Annotated in this window: 15 protein-coding genes and 1 pseudogene; 8 read left to right on the top strand and 8 right to left on the bottom strand. The window is 54.4% G+C overall.

The genetic code is table 11. The features are described from left to right. Positions 1–29: 29 nt before the first annotated feature. The 5 genes and pseudogenes from metW to M7R55_RS06975 all read right to left on the bottom strand — a co-directional run bounded on the left by metW (position 30) and on the right by M7R55_RS06975 (position 4,101). A pseudogene (gene metW, locus M7R55_RS06995) lies at positions 30–632 on the bottom strand (methionine biosynthesis protein MetW). Then, positions 629–1,840 (bottom strand): homoserine O-acetyltransferase, encoded by a 1,212-nt coding sequence (locus M7R55_RS06990; protein ID WP_298219703.1) that lies wholly within the window; start codon positions 1,838–1,840, stop codon positions 629–631. Before M7R55_RS06990 ends, metW begins: the two are co-directional and overlap by 4 nt. Positions 1,841–1,892: 52 nt before the next feature. Then, positions 1,893–2,444 carry a YggT family protein gene (locus M7R55_RS06985; protein ID WP_298219702.1) on the bottom strand — a complete coding sequence of 184 codons (552 nt, stop codon included), beginning with the start codon at positions 2,442–2,444 and terminating at the stop codon, positions 1,893–1,895. Beyond that, positions 2,441–3,289 (bottom strand): pyrroline-5-carboxylate reductase, encoded by an 849-nt coding sequence (gene proC / locus M7R55_RS06980; protein WP_298219701.1) that lies wholly within the window; start codon positions 3,287–3,289, stop codon positions 2,441–2,443. The genes M7R55_RS06985 and proC overlap by 4 nt, the downstream gene beginning before the upstream one ends. Before the next feature lie 125 nt (positions 3,290–3,414). Beyond that, positions 3,415–4,101: a YggS family pyridoxal phosphate-dependent enzyme gene (locus M7R55_RS06975; protein ID WP_298219700.1), complete on the bottom strand. Its 687-nt coding sequence runs from the start codon at positions 4,099–4,101 to the stop codon at positions 3,415–3,417. 308 nt (positions 4,102–4,409) lie between these two features. On the opposite strand from M7R55_RS06975, the gene M7R55_RS06970 reads away from it, so the two are divergent. The 8 genes from M7R55_RS06970 to M7R55_RS06935 all read left to right on the top strand — a co-directional run bounded on the left by M7R55_RS06970 (position 4,410) and on the right by M7R55_RS06935 (position 14,190). Beyond that, positions 4,410–5,459 (top strand): type IV pilus twitching motility protein PilT, encoded by a 1,050-nt coding sequence (locus tag M7R55_RS06970; RefSeq protein WP_298219699.1) that lies wholly within the window; start codon positions 4,410–4,412, stop codon positions 5,457–5,459. A 58-nt stretch (positions 5,460–5,517) separates the two neighbouring features. After that, positions 5,518–6,663, top strand: a complete 1,146-nt coding sequence (locus M7R55_RS06965) for a PilT/PilU family type 4a pilus ATPase (protein WP_298219698.1) — start codon at positions 5,518–5,520, stop codon at positions 6,661–6,663. Positions 6,664–6,922: 259 nt separating this feature from the next. After that, positions 6,923–8,086, top strand: a complete 1,164-nt coding sequence (locus M7R55_RS06960; protein ID WP_298219697.1) for a PilT/PilU family type 4a pilus ATPase — start codon at positions 6,923–6,925, stop codon at positions 8,084–8,086. Between the two features lie 783 nt (positions 8,087–8,869). Continuing rightward, a complete protein-coding gene (locus M7R55_RS06955; RefSeq protein WP_298219696.1) occupies positions 8,870–9,214 on the top strand; it encodes a c-type cytochrome in 345 nt (114 codons plus the stop codon). An 8-nt stretch (positions 9,215–9,222) separates the two neighbouring features. Continuing rightward, positions 9,223–10,581, top strand: coding sequence for an FCSD flavin-binding domain-containing protein (locus M7R55_RS06950; protein ID WP_298219695.1), 1,359 nt, complete (start codon positions 9,223–9,225; stop codon positions 10,579–10,581). Between the two features lie 127 nt (positions 10,582–10,708). Next, on the top strand, positions 10,709–12,190 hold the full coding sequence (locus M7R55_RS06945) for a cytochrome c (RefSeq protein ID WP_298219694.1): 1,482 nt from the start codon (positions 10,709–10,711) through the stop codon (positions 12,188–12,190). A gap of 3 nt (positions 12,191–12,193) precedes the next feature. Continuing rightward, the gene (locus M7R55_RS06940) at positions 12,194–13,423 is read left to right on the top strand and encodes a hypothetical protein (protein WP_298219693.1); all 1,230 of its coding nucleotides are present in this window, start codon (positions 12,194–12,196) and stop codon (positions 13,421–13,423) included. 65 nt (positions 13,424–13,488) lie between these two features. After that, positions 13,489–14,190: a c-type cytochrome gene (locus tag M7R55_RS06935; protein WP_298219692.1), complete on the top strand. Its 702-nt coding sequence runs from the start codon at positions 13,489–13,491 to the stop codon at positions 14,188–14,190. 72 nt (positions 14,191–14,262) lie between these two features. Here M7R55_RS06935 and M7R55_RS06930 read toward each other — a convergent pair whose 3' ends face one another. The 3 genes from M7R55_RS06930 to M7R55_RS06920 form a co-directional block, all read right to left on the bottom strand. Then, entirely contained in the window at positions 14,263–14,544 is a 282-nt protein-coding gene (locus M7R55_RS06930) for an oxidative damage protection protein (RefSeq protein WP_298219691.1), read from the bottom strand. 22 nt (positions 14,545–14,566) lie between these two features. After that, entirely contained in the window at positions 14,567–15,715 is a 1,149-nt protein-coding gene (gene mutY / locus M7R55_RS06925) for an A/G-specific adenine glycosylase (RefSeq protein WP_298219690.1), read from the bottom strand. Positions 15,716–15,718: 3 nt separating this feature from the next. Next, positions 15,719–17,720 (bottom strand): AsmA family protein (locus tag M7R55_RS06920; RefSeq protein WP_298219689.1); only part of this gene is annotated, 2,002 nt, incomplete at its 5' end.

Raw genomic sequence — 17,720 nt, 5'->3', positions numbered from 1 at the left:
GGAACATTGAACCGAGTCTGAAAGCAATCTCAGGATTTACGCTGAATGCGATAGATGGCGTGTTCCCCGAACCAATTGGGGAACGCACGCAGCAAAGCCGATTCACGGCGCGCACTGTCCACGACCGCCCGGTCAAGAATCTCGATACCGAGCTCAGAACAAAGTGACTCAAAATCACTCAGGGTACAGAGATGGATGTTCGGGGTGTTGTACCAGGGATTCGGCAACGCGCGGTTGATCGGCATATGCCCGAGCAGACCGAGTTGAACCCGGTTGCGCCAGTATCCCATGTTCGGGAAGGTGACGATGCCCTCGCGGGCAATGGTGAGCATGTCGGCCAGCAGGCGTTCTGGATGTCGCATGGCCTAAATGGTCTGGCTCACGATCACGAAATCGAAGGACATGGGCGCGAACCAGTCGCTGATACCGTTATCCAGGTCTTCCTGAATGATGTTCAATCCGCGCTCGATTCCGGATGCGACCTTGTCGTCATCAAGCTCAAGCCCAACGGCTGAAACCTGCCGCCGTTCAATCAGATGAGACAACAAGGCCCCGTCACCGCATCCCAGATCTAGTACCCGGCTCTTGGGTGTGATCCACTGCTCCACGGTGTGCCAGTCCGGGCGAATCATACGGCGCCCCCCGTGCTGTACACCGGGCTCGATAAGCCGCTTGGGGTGGAGGCAAAATCGATATTGGCCATATAACCTGCCAGTACACGGTGATAGTAGGGAATCGTCATTAGGAAAGCGTCATGGCCATGATTCGATTCGATTTCGGCATAGGAAACCTGCTTTCCGGAGGCGAGCAGGGCACGCACGATTTCCCGTGATCGCTCGGGCGAGAAACGCCAGTCCGATGTAAACGACACCACAAGGAAATGTGCCTTAACTTCGGCCAGCGCGGCAACCAGATCATCATTACTGGCCTGTGCCGGATCGAAGTAATCCAGCGCCTTGGTCATCAACAAATAGGTATTGGCGTCGAAACGGTCAACGAAACTGGCGCCCTGATAACGCAGATAGCTCTCAACCTGAAACTCGACATCAAAACCATACTGTACCTGGCCCGAACGCAACTCACGCCCAAACTTGGCCCGCATCGCATCGTCGGACAAATAAGTAATGTGCCCCAGCATCCGGGCAAGCATCAGCCCCCGGCGCGGCAGCGTGTTGTGATCCGCGTAACGCCCGCCGTAGAACTCGGGATCGGTGATGATGGCCTGACGTGCCACTTCGTTGAAGGCAATGTTTTGCGCCGACAGACGCGGCGCGGCGGCAATCACGACAGCGTGCGCAAGCGCATCTGGATAAGTAATCGACCACTGCAGCACCTGCATACCGCCCAAACTGCCACCGATCACTGCCGCCCAGCCGGGCAACCCCAGGTACTGCATGAGCCGATATTGCGAATGAACCCAGTCTTTAACGGTCACAATCGGAAAATCCGGGCCATAAGGTTTGCCACTGACCGGATCGATGCTTAAAGGGCCGGTCGATCCCTTGCAGCCACCCAAATTGTTCAGACACACCACAAAAAACCGATCCGTATCGATCGGCTTGCCCGGCCCGATGGCGGAATCCCACCACCCCGGCTTGCGATCGGTTTCTGCGTGGAAACCCGCTGCGTGATGATCACCCGACAAGGCATGGCAGATCAGCACCGCATTGCTGCCCTCGTCATTAAGCTGTCCGTAGGTTTCGTAAACCAGCTCATACGAGGGCAGTGAACGACCGCAATCCAAGGCCAGCGGCTCGGAAAATCGGGCCGTCTTCGGCTCGACGATCCCAACGGACCGGCTCAAACCGGATTGCGCTAATTTTTCAGATGCATCACTCAATGCCGACACCTTAAATCATGAAAGAACAGGACATCCACCGCACAGGCTGCAGTTACCCCATCAATAAATTACCCACGAAAATCTGCAGCACCTGTATCGCGATCAGCACCGCCAGCGGACTCAGATCGATTCCACCCAAAGGGGGCAGAATTTTTTGTACCGGTTGCAGAATCGGATCGGTCAGATCTTCCAGCAAGGCGACGCCCGGTGAACGACTATTCCCGATCCACGAAGCGATGGCGCGCATCAGTATCGTCCAGAAGAAGAGATCGGTCACCAGCAAAAAGACAAAGTACAGCGAGTTGAAAATCAAAGCCGCTGCCGAAACGCTACCGACGCTCATCATGCCCAACACCCAGACCATCAACACGATCAACACCAGCGTGACCAGTAACGACGCGAAATCGTGGCGGCGGCTCTTTGGCAAGATGTTCCGCAAGGGGTTTAGAACCGGATTGGTCAGCTTGACCAGCGATTGTGTAATCGGATTGAAAAAATTGGCGTGGAACAGTTGCAGGAAATAACGCACCATCACCACGAAAATCACCAGTTCGAACAGGGTCCGAACCAGAAACATCATCGGATCACCGAAACTGCCGCTCATGCCCTGCCCTCACCGGCGCTCAATTCGCGCCCCAATTCAATACTTCGTTGATACGCGGCCGACAAAGCCTGCGCAAAAGCCGCCCGCAAACCGGCCTGCTCCAAAGCAGCGATACCGCGTTCGGTCGTACCGTTCGGCGATGTCACGCGAGCACGCAATTGGGCAGGAGGCTCATCGGCAGACATGGCCAGTCGCGCCGCGCCAAATACCGTTTCCAAAGTGAGCAACCGGGCCGTTTCAGCTGGCAGCCCCAAGTCTTCTGCCGCCGCCTGCATCGCCTCCATCACCAGGAAAATATAGGCCGGACCACTGCCAGATAGTGCCGTCACGGCATCGATATCGGCCTCGCGCTCGACCCACTGAACCAAACCAACCGCCCGCATCAGCGACTCGGCAAGATTACGCTGATCCGGCGTCAACATGGGCGAGGCATAAAGACCGGTCGCACCACAGCCCACCATGGCGGGTGTGTTCGGCATGGCGCGAACAACTGCGGAGTGCCCTCCCAGCCATCGCTGTAATGCATCGATGGTGATTCCCGCCGCAATGGAAACGACCAACTGGTGCGGCTGCAAAACAGTGGCTATTTCCTGGGCAATGGCATGAATCAGGTTGGGTTTGACCGCGAGCACGATCAGATCGGCCGAATCAACCGCGGTGATGTTCTCGGCTGAACTGAGCACACTGTAGAGGGAAGTCAGCAGTTCGCGACGCGCCTCCGACGGATCGGACACCGCCAGAACCGGGGCATGTGTCGCATCGTCTGCCTGATTTTTTCGCAGGCCCTCTATCAACGCTGCGGCCATGTTGCCGCCCCCAATGAATGCAATTCGTGCTGCCTGCATACCCCCCCCAAAAAAACTCTATCCACCAAAAATCGGTATGTTATTAAAAAGGGCGCCTCGAAAAAACTTTCGCGACGCCCTACCATTCAAGAGCGCAATCTTAAACACACAGCTTTCTTAAAGTATCACGATTCGCCCTCTTGCCGGCGAGGACCGAACAAGGCCGAACCCACACGAACATGTGTACTGCCTGCGGCAATGGCTGCTTCAAAATCGTCACTCATCCCCATGGACAAGACCGGAAGCGGCGACTCGAGGCTGGCATTGAGTGCGGCCAGGCGGCGAAATCCGTCAAACGACCCCGGAGCGGGAATCACCATCAACCCCATCAGCTTCAGGCGTGAGAGGTTTCGAAAGATGCCCACCATCTGCGGCAACTGCTCGGGGGTTATGCCCGACTTGCCGGCCTCGCCATCGATATTGACTTCGATCAGGACATTCAGCGGTGGCAGTTCGATCGGGCGCTGGTCGTTTAGTCGCTGCGCAATTTTAGGTCGATCCACACTATGCACCCAAGAAAAATTCTCCGCTATTCCTCGTGTTTTATTGGACTGGATCGGCCCGATAAAATGCCAGACCAAAGAAGCTGCATCCGGCTGAGCAGCCAACTTCGCCTGTTTATCCAAGGCCTCCTGGAGATAACTCTCGCCAAAATCACGTTGACCCAGACTGGCCAGTTGAGCCATGGCTTCAACCGTTTGTCGCTTGCTGACGGCGACCAAAACCACAGAACCATCTGGCCGCCCCGCAGCATGCGACGCGCGTTCGATACGGTTTTTTACAGTGGAGAAACACTCCTGTAGTGAATTCAAGTTGCACCCCGCAACGGTTCGATTTATTTTGTAATGCGATTTGAAGCATAAAGCTTAGGGATTGGAATTTTTTTTGTATCATCAGGGCATTTTGTATCACGGTTTCTCGCGCATCAAAAAATGCGGCGATACCGGTACTTTTTCAGCTCGAACAGAGCCCCTCGGCACATGCAGACAAACACGAAAGATTTCAAGTAAAGTTCAAACGATTGCCTGAGCAAGCCTCAAGTAGACTGAGCTAAGCCCCCGATGTCACCATGTTGGGGAACTATTTTAATTTCAGGATTAGCACGCAGGGATATTCGATCATGGCAGAACATCGCGGCATTGATTCCCTTCTTGCCTTTTCAGTAAAAAACGGCGCCTCAGATCTCCATCTGTCTGCCGGCGAGCAGCCGCGCGTGCGGATCGACGGTGATGTCCGCAAAGTCAACTTGGCCATCATGGAGCACAAAGACGTGCACGCCATGGTGTACGACATCATGAACGACAAGCAACGCAAGGAATACGAAGATAATCTCGAGGTGGATTTTTCCTTCGAACTTCCGGGCGTGGCCCGCTTCCGGGTCAATGCGTTCAACCAGAATCGCGGCGCTTCTGCCGTATTTCGAACCATTCCAAATAATATCCTGTCTCTTGAACAATTGGCCACGCCGAACGTCTTTAAGGATCTCTGCCTGTTCCCGCGCGGCATCGTGCTGGTCACCGGCCCGACGGGTTCTGGTAAATCAACCACGTTGGCTGCGATGATCGATTACATCAACGACAATCGCAATGACCACATTCTGACCATCGAAGACCCGATCGAATTCGTACACACCAGTAAAAAGTGCCTGATCAACCAACGTGAAGTGCATCGTGACACACACAGCTTCAACGCGGCGCTCCGCTCTGCCTTGCGTGAAGATCCGGACGTCATTCTGGTCGGCGAGTTGCGCGACCTGGAAACCATCCGCTTGGCGCTCACCGCGGCGGAAACCGGTCACCTGGTATTTGCCACCTTGCACACAAGCTCTGCCGCCAAAACCATCGACCGGGTAGTGGACGTTTTTCCCGCCGCCGAAAAAGATATGGTGCGTTCGATGCTTTCAGAGTCACTGCGGGCTGTTATCTCCCAGACACTACTCAAGAAAATCGGCGGCGGGCGAATCGCGGCCCACGAAATCATGCTCGGCAGCCCGGCGATCCGTAACCTGATTCGTGAGAATAAGATCGCGCAGATGTACTCGGCCATTCAAACCGGCCAGACACAAGGTATGCAGACACTCGACCAAAACCTGCAGCAGCTCGTGAAACGAGGCCTTGTCGCCAGGGATGAGGCACGCGCCAGAGCACAGAACAAAGCAGATTTCATGTAATTTATACAAGCCTCAGGCTAGCAGATCGTTATGTCTACTCAACAAGGAACGCGCATTCATGGATCGCCAGCAAGCAGCTAACTACGTCCAGAGTTTATTACGTAAAGCAGTGGAGCGCGACGCCTCCGACTTGTTCGTAACGGTAGGTGCTCCGCCAAGTGCCAAAATCAACGGGGAAATCACCCGCCTGACCGAAACCAGCTTATCGACGAACCATACCCAGATGCTGGTTCGATCGATCATGACTGACAAGCAGGTCGCCGCATTTGAGGAAACTCGCGAAGCCAATTTCGCAATTTCCCTGCCGGGTGTCGCTCGTTTCCGTGTCAATGCGTTCATTCAGCGCGGTAGTGTGGGCATGGTGCTGCGGATGATTCGCTCAGATGTCCCCAAGTTCTCCGAATTGTTGCTACCGAAAATCCTCGAAACCATTTCCATGACCAAACGAGGATTGGTAATTTTCGTCGGTGCCACCAGCTCGGGAAAATCGACATCGCTCGCTGCCATGCTGGATTATCGTAACGAAAACTCGGCCGGTCACATCGTCACCATTGAAGACCCGATTGAATACGTGCACCGCCACAAGGGCTGCCTCGTCACCCAGCGTGAAGTTGGTGTGGATACCGAAAGCTTCGAGTCTGCCCTAAAAAACACATTGCGCCAGGCGCCTGACGTTATCCTGATTGGTGAGATCAGGGAGCGTGAAACCATGGATCACGCCATTGCCTTTGCGGAAACCGGTCACCTCTGTCTGGCCACACTGCACGCCAACAACACCAACCAGGCGCTGGATCGCATCATTAACTTCTTCCCGGAAGAACGTCGCCACCAATTGCTGATGGATCTTTCCCTGAACCTGAAGTCGGTTATTTCCCAGCGCCTCCTCCGCAAGGAAGACGGGAATGGCCGGGTTCCTGCCGTTGAAGTGTTGATCAATACACCGCTGATCGGTGACTTGATCTTCAAAGGCGACGTACACGAAATCAAGGAAGTGATGAAGCGCTCACGCGAACATGGTATGCAGACCTTCGACCAGGCGTTGCTGGATCTGTATGACGATGGCTTGGTCTCGTTCCAGGAAGCCCTGCGCAATGCGGACTCGCAAAACGACCTCCGCCTCAATATCAAACTGCACAGTCGTCGTGGCCTGCCGAAAGACTTCACGGATGAAAGTGATCAATTGCGTGTAGAAAGTGGGGATTAACCTCCTTCTGGGCACCTCGAAAAACCATTCCGGGTGCCCATGTACCACAAGGATGTAGCACCGCACAATTGCGCAAGCGGTTGAAATTGCTTGCGATCGTTGTGGGTTTACCGCAATGAACGTTCTCGAAAAAATCCAGGGATGGAGTTTTTCGAGTTTCCCTGCAGGGACAACCAGCACTCAGATCGCGAGCCTCGACCTTTAAATAGACGAATCACAGCATCGCCGCCCAGCCCGGCGATTTTGCAAGGAAACACAAATGAATGAATCCGCTCTCGACCCCTTTCTGAAGCTGCTGGCTGAAAAGGAAGGTTCGGACTTGTATTTCAGTACCGGTGCCTTACCTGCGGTCAAAATTCAGGGCGAATTGAGATTCATCGGCAAGGAGCGGCTCAAGCCCGGCCAAGTCGAGACTTATGCAAAATCCATCCTCACCCCCGAACAAATTGATGCCTTCTATCGCGACCTGGAACTCAACCTGGCATTAAGCCGCCCATCGCTCGGCCGATTCCGCGTCAACGTTTTCATGCAGCGGGGCGAATGGTCTCTCGTCATCCGCTTCATCAAAAGCGACATCCCGCGCATCGCCGACCTCAACCTGCCCCAAGTCATCGAAAAACTGGTTGAAGCACGTCGGGGCCTTATTCTGGTCGTGGGCGCCACCGGATCAGGCAAATCAACTACGCTCGCCTCCATGGTTGATTACCGGGCTGAAGCACGACCCGGACACATTCTGACTATTGAAGATCCCATGGAATACGCCTTCAAACACCGGAATTCTATCGTCAACCAACGTGAAGTCGGTGTCGATACCCACAGCTATACCGCCGCGCTGAAAGAAGCACTGCGAGAGGCACCGGATGTCATCATGATCGGCGAGGTTCGCGACAAGGCCACCATGGAACATGCGCTGGCCTACGCCGATACCGGCCATCTTTGTCTATCCACACTGCACGCCACCAACGCTCATCAGGCGCTGGACCGAATCATCCGATTCTTCCCTCCGGAATCGCGCGATCAATTGCTGATGGATCTCTCATTGAACCTGCGCGCCATCATCTCCCAGCGCCTCGTCATCGGCAGCCAGGGCGTACGTGTACCCGCCGTGGAAATCATGATCAATACGCCGTACATTGCTGATCTGATCAAACGGGGCGAGATCGACGAGATGAAAGAAGCCATGGAGAAAAATGAACAGGAAGGCTCGCAAACCTTCGACATGTCTCTCCTCGCGCTATGGAAGGCGGGCAGCATCGAACGCGAAGAAGCCTTAAAAGCAGCCGACAGCCGCGCCAACCTAGAATGGCGGATGAACTTCGGTGCGGGTAAAGATGAACTCCGAGCCTCTGCAGCTCAGGCATCCACAAAGAACACCATGAAATCAGGCGCCACGTATGACGGTGATCTTCCTCCGCTGGATTGAGCTCTCACGCCCCTCGCAATAAAAATTGACTGCCTCGTCGCCAAAGTCGTCCGTTATGCGCCAGAAACGCCAGCGCTCAAGAGCACTTTATGATTGCCCCGAACATCGGGGCTTCGATCACTGCTGATCCTGACACCAAACCCTGAATGCCATTTCTATCTAGCCATAGCGGATGGACACGCCTGATCAATCCAATCGTGCCCGAAACGCTCAGAAAATCGGCTGCATGATTCTTGCGCCTCACTCACCAAAAACACAGCCTGCCGAGCAATCTCTGCCGATACCAGGCGCTGTTCACCCGCAAATATTGCCCCCTTGAGCTTGTTCAGCAAACTGCCGAACTTCTTCTTTGGATACCTTGCGTACCGCCACCCCGGAATTTTCAAAGGGTGCAATTTGGGATATCAGAGCACAGCGAATTAAAAACCCGCGCTTTTCTGATAAGCAATATCTATAACAATCCTCAAAATGCACCGAATCCTTCGACATCATGTCGCGTTTATGACAAAGAACCTCATGAGTGTAAAAAGCAATAAATAGCAGGTAAAACTTTGTAAGAAATGAACAAAAGGACGGTTTTCAGCGTTTGACCACCAGCATGCCATAAAAAAAACTTTGTCGAAATTTTTCTTTATTAATAAATAAGATTTATCTAAAATAGGTTCAATGGATGAGCAAATCGGGTCAGAGAAGTCACAACATCAACCGGGCATCTTTCTGGTAAAGCAAGCCAAGGCGCGATCAACTCATCGAGTAACCCCAACAAAGAGGTGTATGCCTGACATGAACTACTCGCTTACTGGAATACTAGGCGCCGCTCTCGGTCTTGCTTTTCTGTCCCAAACCGCTGCGGCAGAAACAGCAAACAACCTTGCTCAATCACCCCGCAGCGCCATGCTCGCGCAAACCTGTGCCGGGTGTCATGGCACGCAAGGCCATCTGCAGAACAACGCGTTCATGCCCTTGGCCGGTATGCCGACGACCCAATTTATGAATGCGATGAAGTCGTTTGCCGATGGCTCGCGTCCATCAACGGTCATGGGGCCACTGGCACAAGCATTCTCGGCGGATGAAATAAAGGCCATGGCCGCGTATTTCGCCCAATTCCCCAAAAACGAAGCGCAGTGAGGCCGAGCATGAACACAATGAATCGTCGTAATTTCCTGAAACTGACTACCGCAGCGACCGCAGCGGTAGCGTCTTTCGGTGCAGGCACGGCTTTCGCCAAAGACGCAGCCCATATCGTCGTGATTGGCGGCGGTGTTGGTGGTGCCACATTCGCCAAATACATGAAAATGTATTCGCCAGAAACCAAAGTCACCATCGTCGAGAAAAACAAGGAATATCAACGCCCCTACGGCTCGAGTGAGGTTGTGGTTGGACGATTGGATATGAAGGACATCACCATCTCCTACGATGCGCTGAAAAACAAACATGGTGTCAATTTCGTATTCGACACCGTTACCGGCGTGGATTACGACACACGCGAAGTAAAAACCGCAGGCGGCACAACACTTAAATATGACCGTTTGCTCGTATCGCCGGGCGTGTCGTTTGATTACAGCCAGATACCGGGCATGGATTCACCTGAAGCACAATCAAAAATCCTGCACGGTTGGGATTCAGGCGACCAACTCTTAACACTGCAAAAACAACTTCAAGCCGTACCTGTCGATGGAACGGTCGTGGTCATCCCGCCGCCCAACCCCTATCGCTGCCCACCAGGCCCGTATGAACGTTCGGGTCTGATTGCCCAGTGGTTCATCAACCGTGGCGATAAGAACGCCAAGGTCATTATTCTTGATCCTAAAAACGGCTTTACGGTCGATGTCACCATGCTGCAAGCCTGGAACCGGCTGTATGGGTTCAACCTGCCGGAAAGCTTCAAGGGCTATACCGCCGAAGAACGCGCCACTTTCAAGAAGTTCGACAATCCGGGCAAGATTCAGTGGATTCCTGCCGCCGAAGGTGGTCGTGTCATCAAAATTGATGCCGACAATAAAACAGTTGAATGTGAAGCCGGTGTGTTCAAAGCAGACATGATCAACCTGATTCCGCCACTCAAGGCCGGAAAAATTGCTCTGGATATGGGCCTGGCAGATAAATCCGGCTGGTGCCCAGTCGATCAGAAAACATTCGAATCCACCATCCAGCCCAATGTGCATGTGATTGGTGATTCCTGCATTGCAGGCCAAATGCCCAAATCCGGCTACGCGGCGAACAGCCAGGCCAAGGTCGCAGCACTACAGATCAAGGCGTTGCTGGCTGGCCAGGAACCGATCGAACCGGCGTTCCAGAACACCTGTTATGCGCTGGCGGGCCAGGACGACTATGGCATGTTCGTGGCCGATTTCTTCCGCCTCAAGGACGGCAAAATCACGCGCGATGAATATGCCCGTTACCTGCCGTTCAATGCAAGCGATGCGCAATATCGGTTATCGGCTGTTTACTTGCGTGCCTGGATGAATAGTTTCACCAACGACATTTTTGCGTGAAGAAGGGGCTTTGCGGGCACACGCGCCCGATAAAGCAAAATAAAAACTGGGGCAAGCCTTTCGTGTTGGGTCGCGTACCTCACCCAAGCAAAGCCCCTTATCAGTCTGAAAAGACGGGAGTCATACGATGGACTTGATTGGTTTATATCCCACCTGGTACGAGCCGGCTATCGGCAGTGGCTGGGTGATCGGCCTCATTGCCACCATCCACGTGCTGTTTTCTCATACCGCCGTTGGCGCGGCCCTGCTGTTCACCTATCTGGCTTATTTAGGCTATCGGGACGACCGGCCCGAACTGATCGACTTCATCAAGAAATACGGCACGTTCCTGCTGGTATTCTCCTACATTCTGGGTTCGATCACCGGCCCGGGCATCTGGTATTCGACTACGGTCGGCAGTCCACGCGGCATCTCGTCGCTCATCCATAACTTTGTATGGAAATGGGCGACCGAATGGGTGTTCTTCGTCATCGAAGTCGTCGGGGTGTACATGATGGTGTACCTCGTCGGCAAAGTGGATAAAGCCACCTACTTGCGCATTGCCATTACCTTCGGCATGGCCTCGTTTGCCACCATGCTGGCCATCGTCGGGATTCTCTCGTTCATGATGGAACCGGGCATGCCGAACTGGGCCGAAAAAGGCGGCTACCTGTTGGGCTTCTACGGCGATAACACCTTCGCGCAGCTTGCCATTCGCATCGCATTCATGTTCACCATGACAGCGGTGGTTGGCGGCATTGTTGTCGCCGGTTTGAAAGATCAGGTGTTTAAAACCTGGTTGGCTCGGCGCCTGGCTGTATTGGGTATTGTCTCGACCATAATCGGTATTTCGCTTTACCCTTGGTATCTCAGTACGTTGCCTGCTCAAGCGCAGATTGTCATGGAAAATCGTATTCCCGATTACTACGGCACGGCGATTTTGACAGTCTTGTTGGCGACGATTGCGTACTTTGCGTTCACGTTGTTCAAACCACGCATGCTGACCGCATCGGTTGCCGGTTTGGCCACCCTGTCCATCTTGATTCTCGGTTTGTTCCCCGGTGAAACCATTCGTGAATCGGCACGCAAACCGTTCGTTGCCGGCGAGTACCTGTACTCAAATCAGGTCATCGCCAAAGATGTGCCCGGCATGACGATCAAATCTGAGATTCCGACGCTGGAAAAAGTCGGCTTTACCCACGCCTCGGTATTCTGGCCAGAATCACAACGTGACATTACCGTCAATAACGCCCATGAAGTAGGCCGAACGCTGGCCATCACCGCCTGCAGTAATTGCCATTCGCTCTCAACCACGGGCATTCGTCCCATCGCGGGCTATTTTGGCGGCATTACTGATGTTTCTCGCATCAAGACATATCTCTTGGGCGCACTGGCTACCGGCAACACTATGTACATGCCAAAAATCCCGCTGCAAGACAAAGAAGCAGAGGCGCTGGCTTTGTATTTGGCCAGCTTGGCCGATCCGACGGTCGTCGCACGCTATGTCGAAGAAAACAGCAAAACAGCGGATGCACCGCAAAAATTGCTGCCATCGATCGACGAGAAAAAAACGACTTCACCCGTTGCTCGCGTGAATGTCTCTTTCCCCACTTCTGGTTTAGAGGAGTAACCGATGGACGCTTCCATGCTCTACGCGCTGCGCGACCCACTGGGGGTTCCTGCTGCGCCCATTATCTTTCTGCTCTTGGGTGTATTGACCTGGGCGCTACACATTGCCGCCGTCCACGTGCTCCTGGGCGCATCGAGCTTGACCTTGTTCGGCTCGCTGAATAAGAACCTTCATTGGCGTCGTTTGGCCGATGCGATGGTCAGCACAGCGAAGATTGCCGTCTCCGTTGCCATCGTTCTAGGCGTGGCGCCCTTGTTGTTCGTGCAGGTCATTTACGATCCGTTCTGGTACACCTCCAACGTGCTATCGGCTTGGTGGGTGATCGGGTTCATTGCGTTTTTAATTATCGGCAGTTTGCTGCTGTTTAGCTTCTACGCCTTGAATTCAAGTATGAAAACCCAGCCAAAAACCCGCTGCCCTGGCGCCATGCTGGCGGCAATCGCTTTCTTCTTGGTCGTTGGCTTCATCATGCATGCCTTATCGGTGCAAATGTTAAAGCCGGAAAAGTGGATGGAGTGGTACGCCCCCGGTGGCATTGTTGACGCATCAGGACGCGCGTTGCACGCCTACAACTTCTGGCGCTTTGGCTTCTTTATCTCATTATCTGCGCCCGTCATCGGCTTGTGGCTGATTGCCTACCGTCGTTACCTGCTCGGTCGTGAAAACGAAGATCAAGCCTACTTAGCCTTCGTTCGTCGGCTGGCCATGCCACTGATCAGCATCGGCGGCATCATCGCCCTGGCGTTGTATGTCGGCTGGATGGCCACCCTGGACCAAAACGTGGCGAGTTTCGCTCTGAGCTTCTGGTCCATCATCACCGTCGCCATGCTCCTACTTGCGGTCGCCGTGCCCTTTGTGCTGAGCAAAAAGATCGATTCAGGCTTCTGGGGCTATGCACCTTTTGCCGTAGGCGCGGTTGCATTGATCGTGGTCGGTGCCATGCGTGAAGCCTTACGCTGGACCACGCTGTACGGCGTTCATGGCTACAACGCGCTCGATTACAAACTGCACATGGACTGGTATAGCACCCTGATGTTCTTCCTCACCTTTGCCGTCATCGGCGGCGCCGTGTTGGCGTACCTGCTCACCGTCTCATGGAAAGCGGGGCAGACCAAAGGGATGTATGTCGCCTCACCGATGGTCAATCGCATGGGCACGATCGGCATCTCCCTGCTGGCTGTGTGGATTATTCAGTACTTCGCCATTGGTCTCTGGGTGGCCTACAGCGGTTAATCCTATCTTTCTGAGTTTCACCCGCCGTTCCGAATGGAGCGACGGGCGGATTGGAGCAAAAAACTATGAAAAAAATTACTTTTGCGTTCGTGTTGAGCCTTGGCAGCGCGAGCCTGGCCGCGGCAGCCGAGCGCCCCGCACAAGATATTGTTCACTGGACACCGACCACCTGGGCCGAGGCGCAACGCGACATGCCAAAAGGCAACGCAGCAGCCGGTAAAAAACTGCACAGCACGATGTTTTGCGCCTCCTGTCATGGCGCAAAGGGCGAGTCAGCCACAAACAACTGGCCTTCTCTGGCCGGACAAAGCATCGCGTATACCTACAAACAGCTTTTGGATTACAAGAGCCAAGTACGCAATGAGGATGATCGTGCGCATATCATGGTTGTCGTGGCCCAGATGCTCTCCAAGCAGGACATGACCGATCTGGCCGCTTTTTACGCCGACCAGACTCAACCCTGCCCCAAAGGCCTACCAAAACCAGCACCATCTCTGGTGACTGTAGGTGATCCCAAGCGTCTGATCACCCCGTGTGCCGCTTGCCATGGCGCCAGAGGGCAGGGTGGCGTCAACGAGACAACTGCATTGCGTGGAATAACGCGAGACTACTTTATCCGCACCATGGAAATGTTCCGCGAAGGTCATCGTACGAACGACACCTCCAAAGGCATGAGCCAGTTTGCCAAACCCCTGACCGATCAGGAAATTGCACTGCTGGCAGATTATTATGCCTGCACACCGCCTGAAAAAGCGGTTACTGAATGATCCGCTGCATCTCCAAAATGCCGAACTCCTGACCGGCGCTTGAGATGGAAAAATCAATAGAAATCCGCCAGTTCAGCTTGCTGATGGCGGCACATAGCCTTCTGGATGGGTTACGTCGCCGCCGCCGAATAGGAATTTCTCCATTTCTTCCTCAAGAAACTTCCTGGCCTTCGGATCGATTGGCGATAACCGGTACTCGTTGATCAACATGGTCTGATGACTACGCCAGGCCAACCAGGCCGATTCGGAAACCTGTTCGAATATTCGTTTCCCCAACTCACCCGGATAAGGCGGTTTGGCCAAACCTTTGGCTTCGCATTGCAGACGGGAACAGAAAACCACGCGATCATTCATATCAATACCCATTCAATCAGATTCATGACGTGCATGAACACAGGGAGGACTTCAAAGCCGGATAGTCAGACAAAAAACTGCTCATGGGTTTGGGCAACCCCAACTGCGGTACGCGCACACCCAATTCAACCAACGGCAACCAGAGCACATCGGGATTGTCCTCGACAGACAACGAGCGGGAAACCAGGATGTGATCAATGCGGGCATCCAGCACAAAATGCGTGAACCGATGCTCGAATACAGTCAGTGGCATGGCCGGAGCCTGCCGCTTCAGCCGGTGCATCAAAAGCAACGACTGCTGGCTTGAGCCAACCCCCTCCGCCTGCTCACCTGAAATGGCAGAACCGGGGGCTTGTTCCTGAGGCACAAGATCATCGAGAGAATCATACTCGGGCAGACACCATAAACCACCCCAGATGCCCGTCGGTGGACGGCGAATCAGCATCAGGCGTTCTGCCTCATCCTCGATCGCCATGAACACGGCACGGCGGGTCGGCACGGGTTGACGCCTACGCCGAACGGGCAAGGATTCAACCTGCTGGGACGCGAACGCCACGCAGTCCGCAGAAACGGGGCATGCCGAGCATCTCGGCGAATGGCGTGTGCAGAGGGTTGCACCGAGATCCATAATAGCCTGGGTGTAGTCGGCCACCCGGGTCTGTGGAGTATGTAATCGAGCGACATCGTATAGCGCTTGAATGGTCGAAGCCTGCTCGATGGGACGATCTATGCCGCCATGGCGGGCCATCACGCGTTTGACATTGCCATCCAGAATCGTTTCCGCCACGTCGAATGCCTGCGCCATGATGGCTGCTGCCGTGGAAGGCCCCACCCCCGGCAATGCCTGCCAACCGTCTCGTGTTTGCGGAACGCCTTGCTGCGCCATGATTTGCGCAGCCTTGTGCAGATTGCGGGCGCGGGCGTAGTAGCCAAGCCCGGACCAAAGCGCCAGTACCTCATCCAGAGGAGCAGCAGCCAACACGTCCAGCGACGGGAAGCGCTGCATGAATCGGTTGAAATAATCGATTACCGTTGCCACTTGTGTTTGCTGCAACATGATCTCGGAAATCCAGACGCGGTAAGGCGTTCTGGGATGCTGCCAAGGCAAATCATGCCGACCGTGCCGATCGAACCAGTCGAGCAGGCGGGTGTTAAAATCGGTTGCCGACATCAGCTACAACCCGAGTCCCTTGAGCAGGTTTTTCAACGGAGCGGCCTTGTCGCCAAGACGCTTGTCCAACTCGGTGTTGATTTTCTCCTCCACTTTCTGCTTGGCCTGATCTTTGAAAACGGCCTGCATGTCAATGCCGAACTTAGGCTGGGCAAAAGTCCCGGTAATCGTGATCGGCACGTTCAACTGCTTGAGTTTTTCCAGTGCCTTGCCGTCCTGCCCGGTCGCCGTATTCACTACCGTGGCATTGAGCAGGTAATCGATCGTCTCCCGTGCGAGATCGACATCGCCTTTGCCCGTTACGCGCAGCAGGGGCGAAGCACCCTTGAGATCGTCGTTGTGCGCCACGCCATTGCGGATGACTGCACTCCCGGAAATGGCCGAAAAGTCCGTTGCCTGCGTTCTGGGCACCGCGGTGGTTTCACCCTGCAAACGTGCTTGTGCGGCACGAAGCATGTAACCCAGATCAACGCCTTTGATCTGACCATTACGCAACGAGAAATCAGCGGTACCATCCAGTGCCGATTTGAGCTTGCTCAAGCGCGCGCCCTGCGTGCGCAGAGCCAACCGTACGTCGCCCGTACCGGACAAGCGATCCTCGTTCATCGCGGCCGTCAAGGCCGGTTGCAAGGCAATATTCCGGGCATCGAGTTTTGTCTGCCAATCGGGTACGGCTCCGCGTACATCCAATGCGGCCTGACTTTGGATCGTGCCGCCGAAAGACATGAAATCCAATTGTTTCATATTAATTTGCCCGCCCGATGCAAGCACAGCAAGCGCAAACTGCTTGAGCTGATACTTCTGATAAGTCAGTTGATCGAGATTGATCTCGGCATCGAGGTTCAGCTTGCGCAACGCGTCCACTGGTAGCGGAATTTCCATATCAGCCGAAGCAACTGGCTTGGGCTGATCTGTCAGGGAACCCTGAGCACCTGCCGGTTTGTGCTCAGATAGTTTTGCCGCAGCACTGCCCGGCGGCAGATAGGGATTGACATCAAATGCACCGCCTTTGAGGCGTGCGTACATCCGGTTGGTTTTCAGATCACTGATGCCCACGGTCCCGTTCAGGTCATAGCCATCCAGACTGAATACCAAATGATCCAGCATGGCCTGATTTGGTGTGACACGCACATCAGCCTTCACCGCACATTGCGTCAGTGCCTTGTCCGACTGCATGGCCGGTACACGGTACTTGAGCGCTTCAGCCAGTTGGCGGGGATTGAACGGCATGATGGCTAACGGGCCGGTCACCGACAGGTTCTTTCCGAGGCCCGTTACATCCAATGAGGTTTTTACAACCAGTGGCGCTGATTCCATCTGCCAGTTCGGCAGGCTGATATTCCCCTTGTTCATATCCACCGCCACGCCGCCATGAGCTGAAAAATCCAGTTCGCCCGTGTGCGTGGGCAAACCTTGAATTTTCCCGGCAAGCGACAACTTGTCACTTAAGTATTGCCCCTTTTGCCAATCTGCCGAGAGCGCTCCCTTGGCGGTCAACACGGCATGCGTCAGACCAAATCCTTTTTCCAGATCAACGGTAGCATCCATAGCGGAGAGATTGACCGAATGCTTGGGCAGATCAACCGTTACCTCGGGCACGGATAGATCGAGCTCCGTCTTAGCGGGCAGTGCACTGGGGTTTTGTTGTGGATCGGGCACCACACTGGCATGAAATTTCATGGATTGAGCTGAGAACTGTTCGCCATTGGTTTTCATGTCGAATGTGCTGCTCAGACGAACATCGCCCGTGAGCTTGCCCAACTTCGGATCTTGCGTGGCGTAACTGAAGTTCAGGGACATATCGACCGCCTGCCCAAGACGAATGGCGCCACTGTCGAGATTGAGATGCTGCAAGGCCAACGACTGCCCGGTAACTGCATCCTGCCAATCAAGGTTCGCGTCATTGATTTCCACGCCGCCGATGGCCAGAGCCGTTACTTTGTTCGAGGAGGAGGCCCCAGCCGCGCCGGATGGAGCGCCCGTCGATGGACGGGCCAGCAGATCC

Source organism: Halothiobacillus sp. (genome assembly GCF_027346185.1).
Classification (GTDB): domain Bacteria; phylum Pseudomonadota; class Gammaproteobacteria; order Halothiobacillales; family Halothiobacillaceae; genus Halothiobacillus.
Note: the sequence above shows the minus strand (reverse complement) of the source record. Positions and strands in the feature narration are given on the sequence as shown.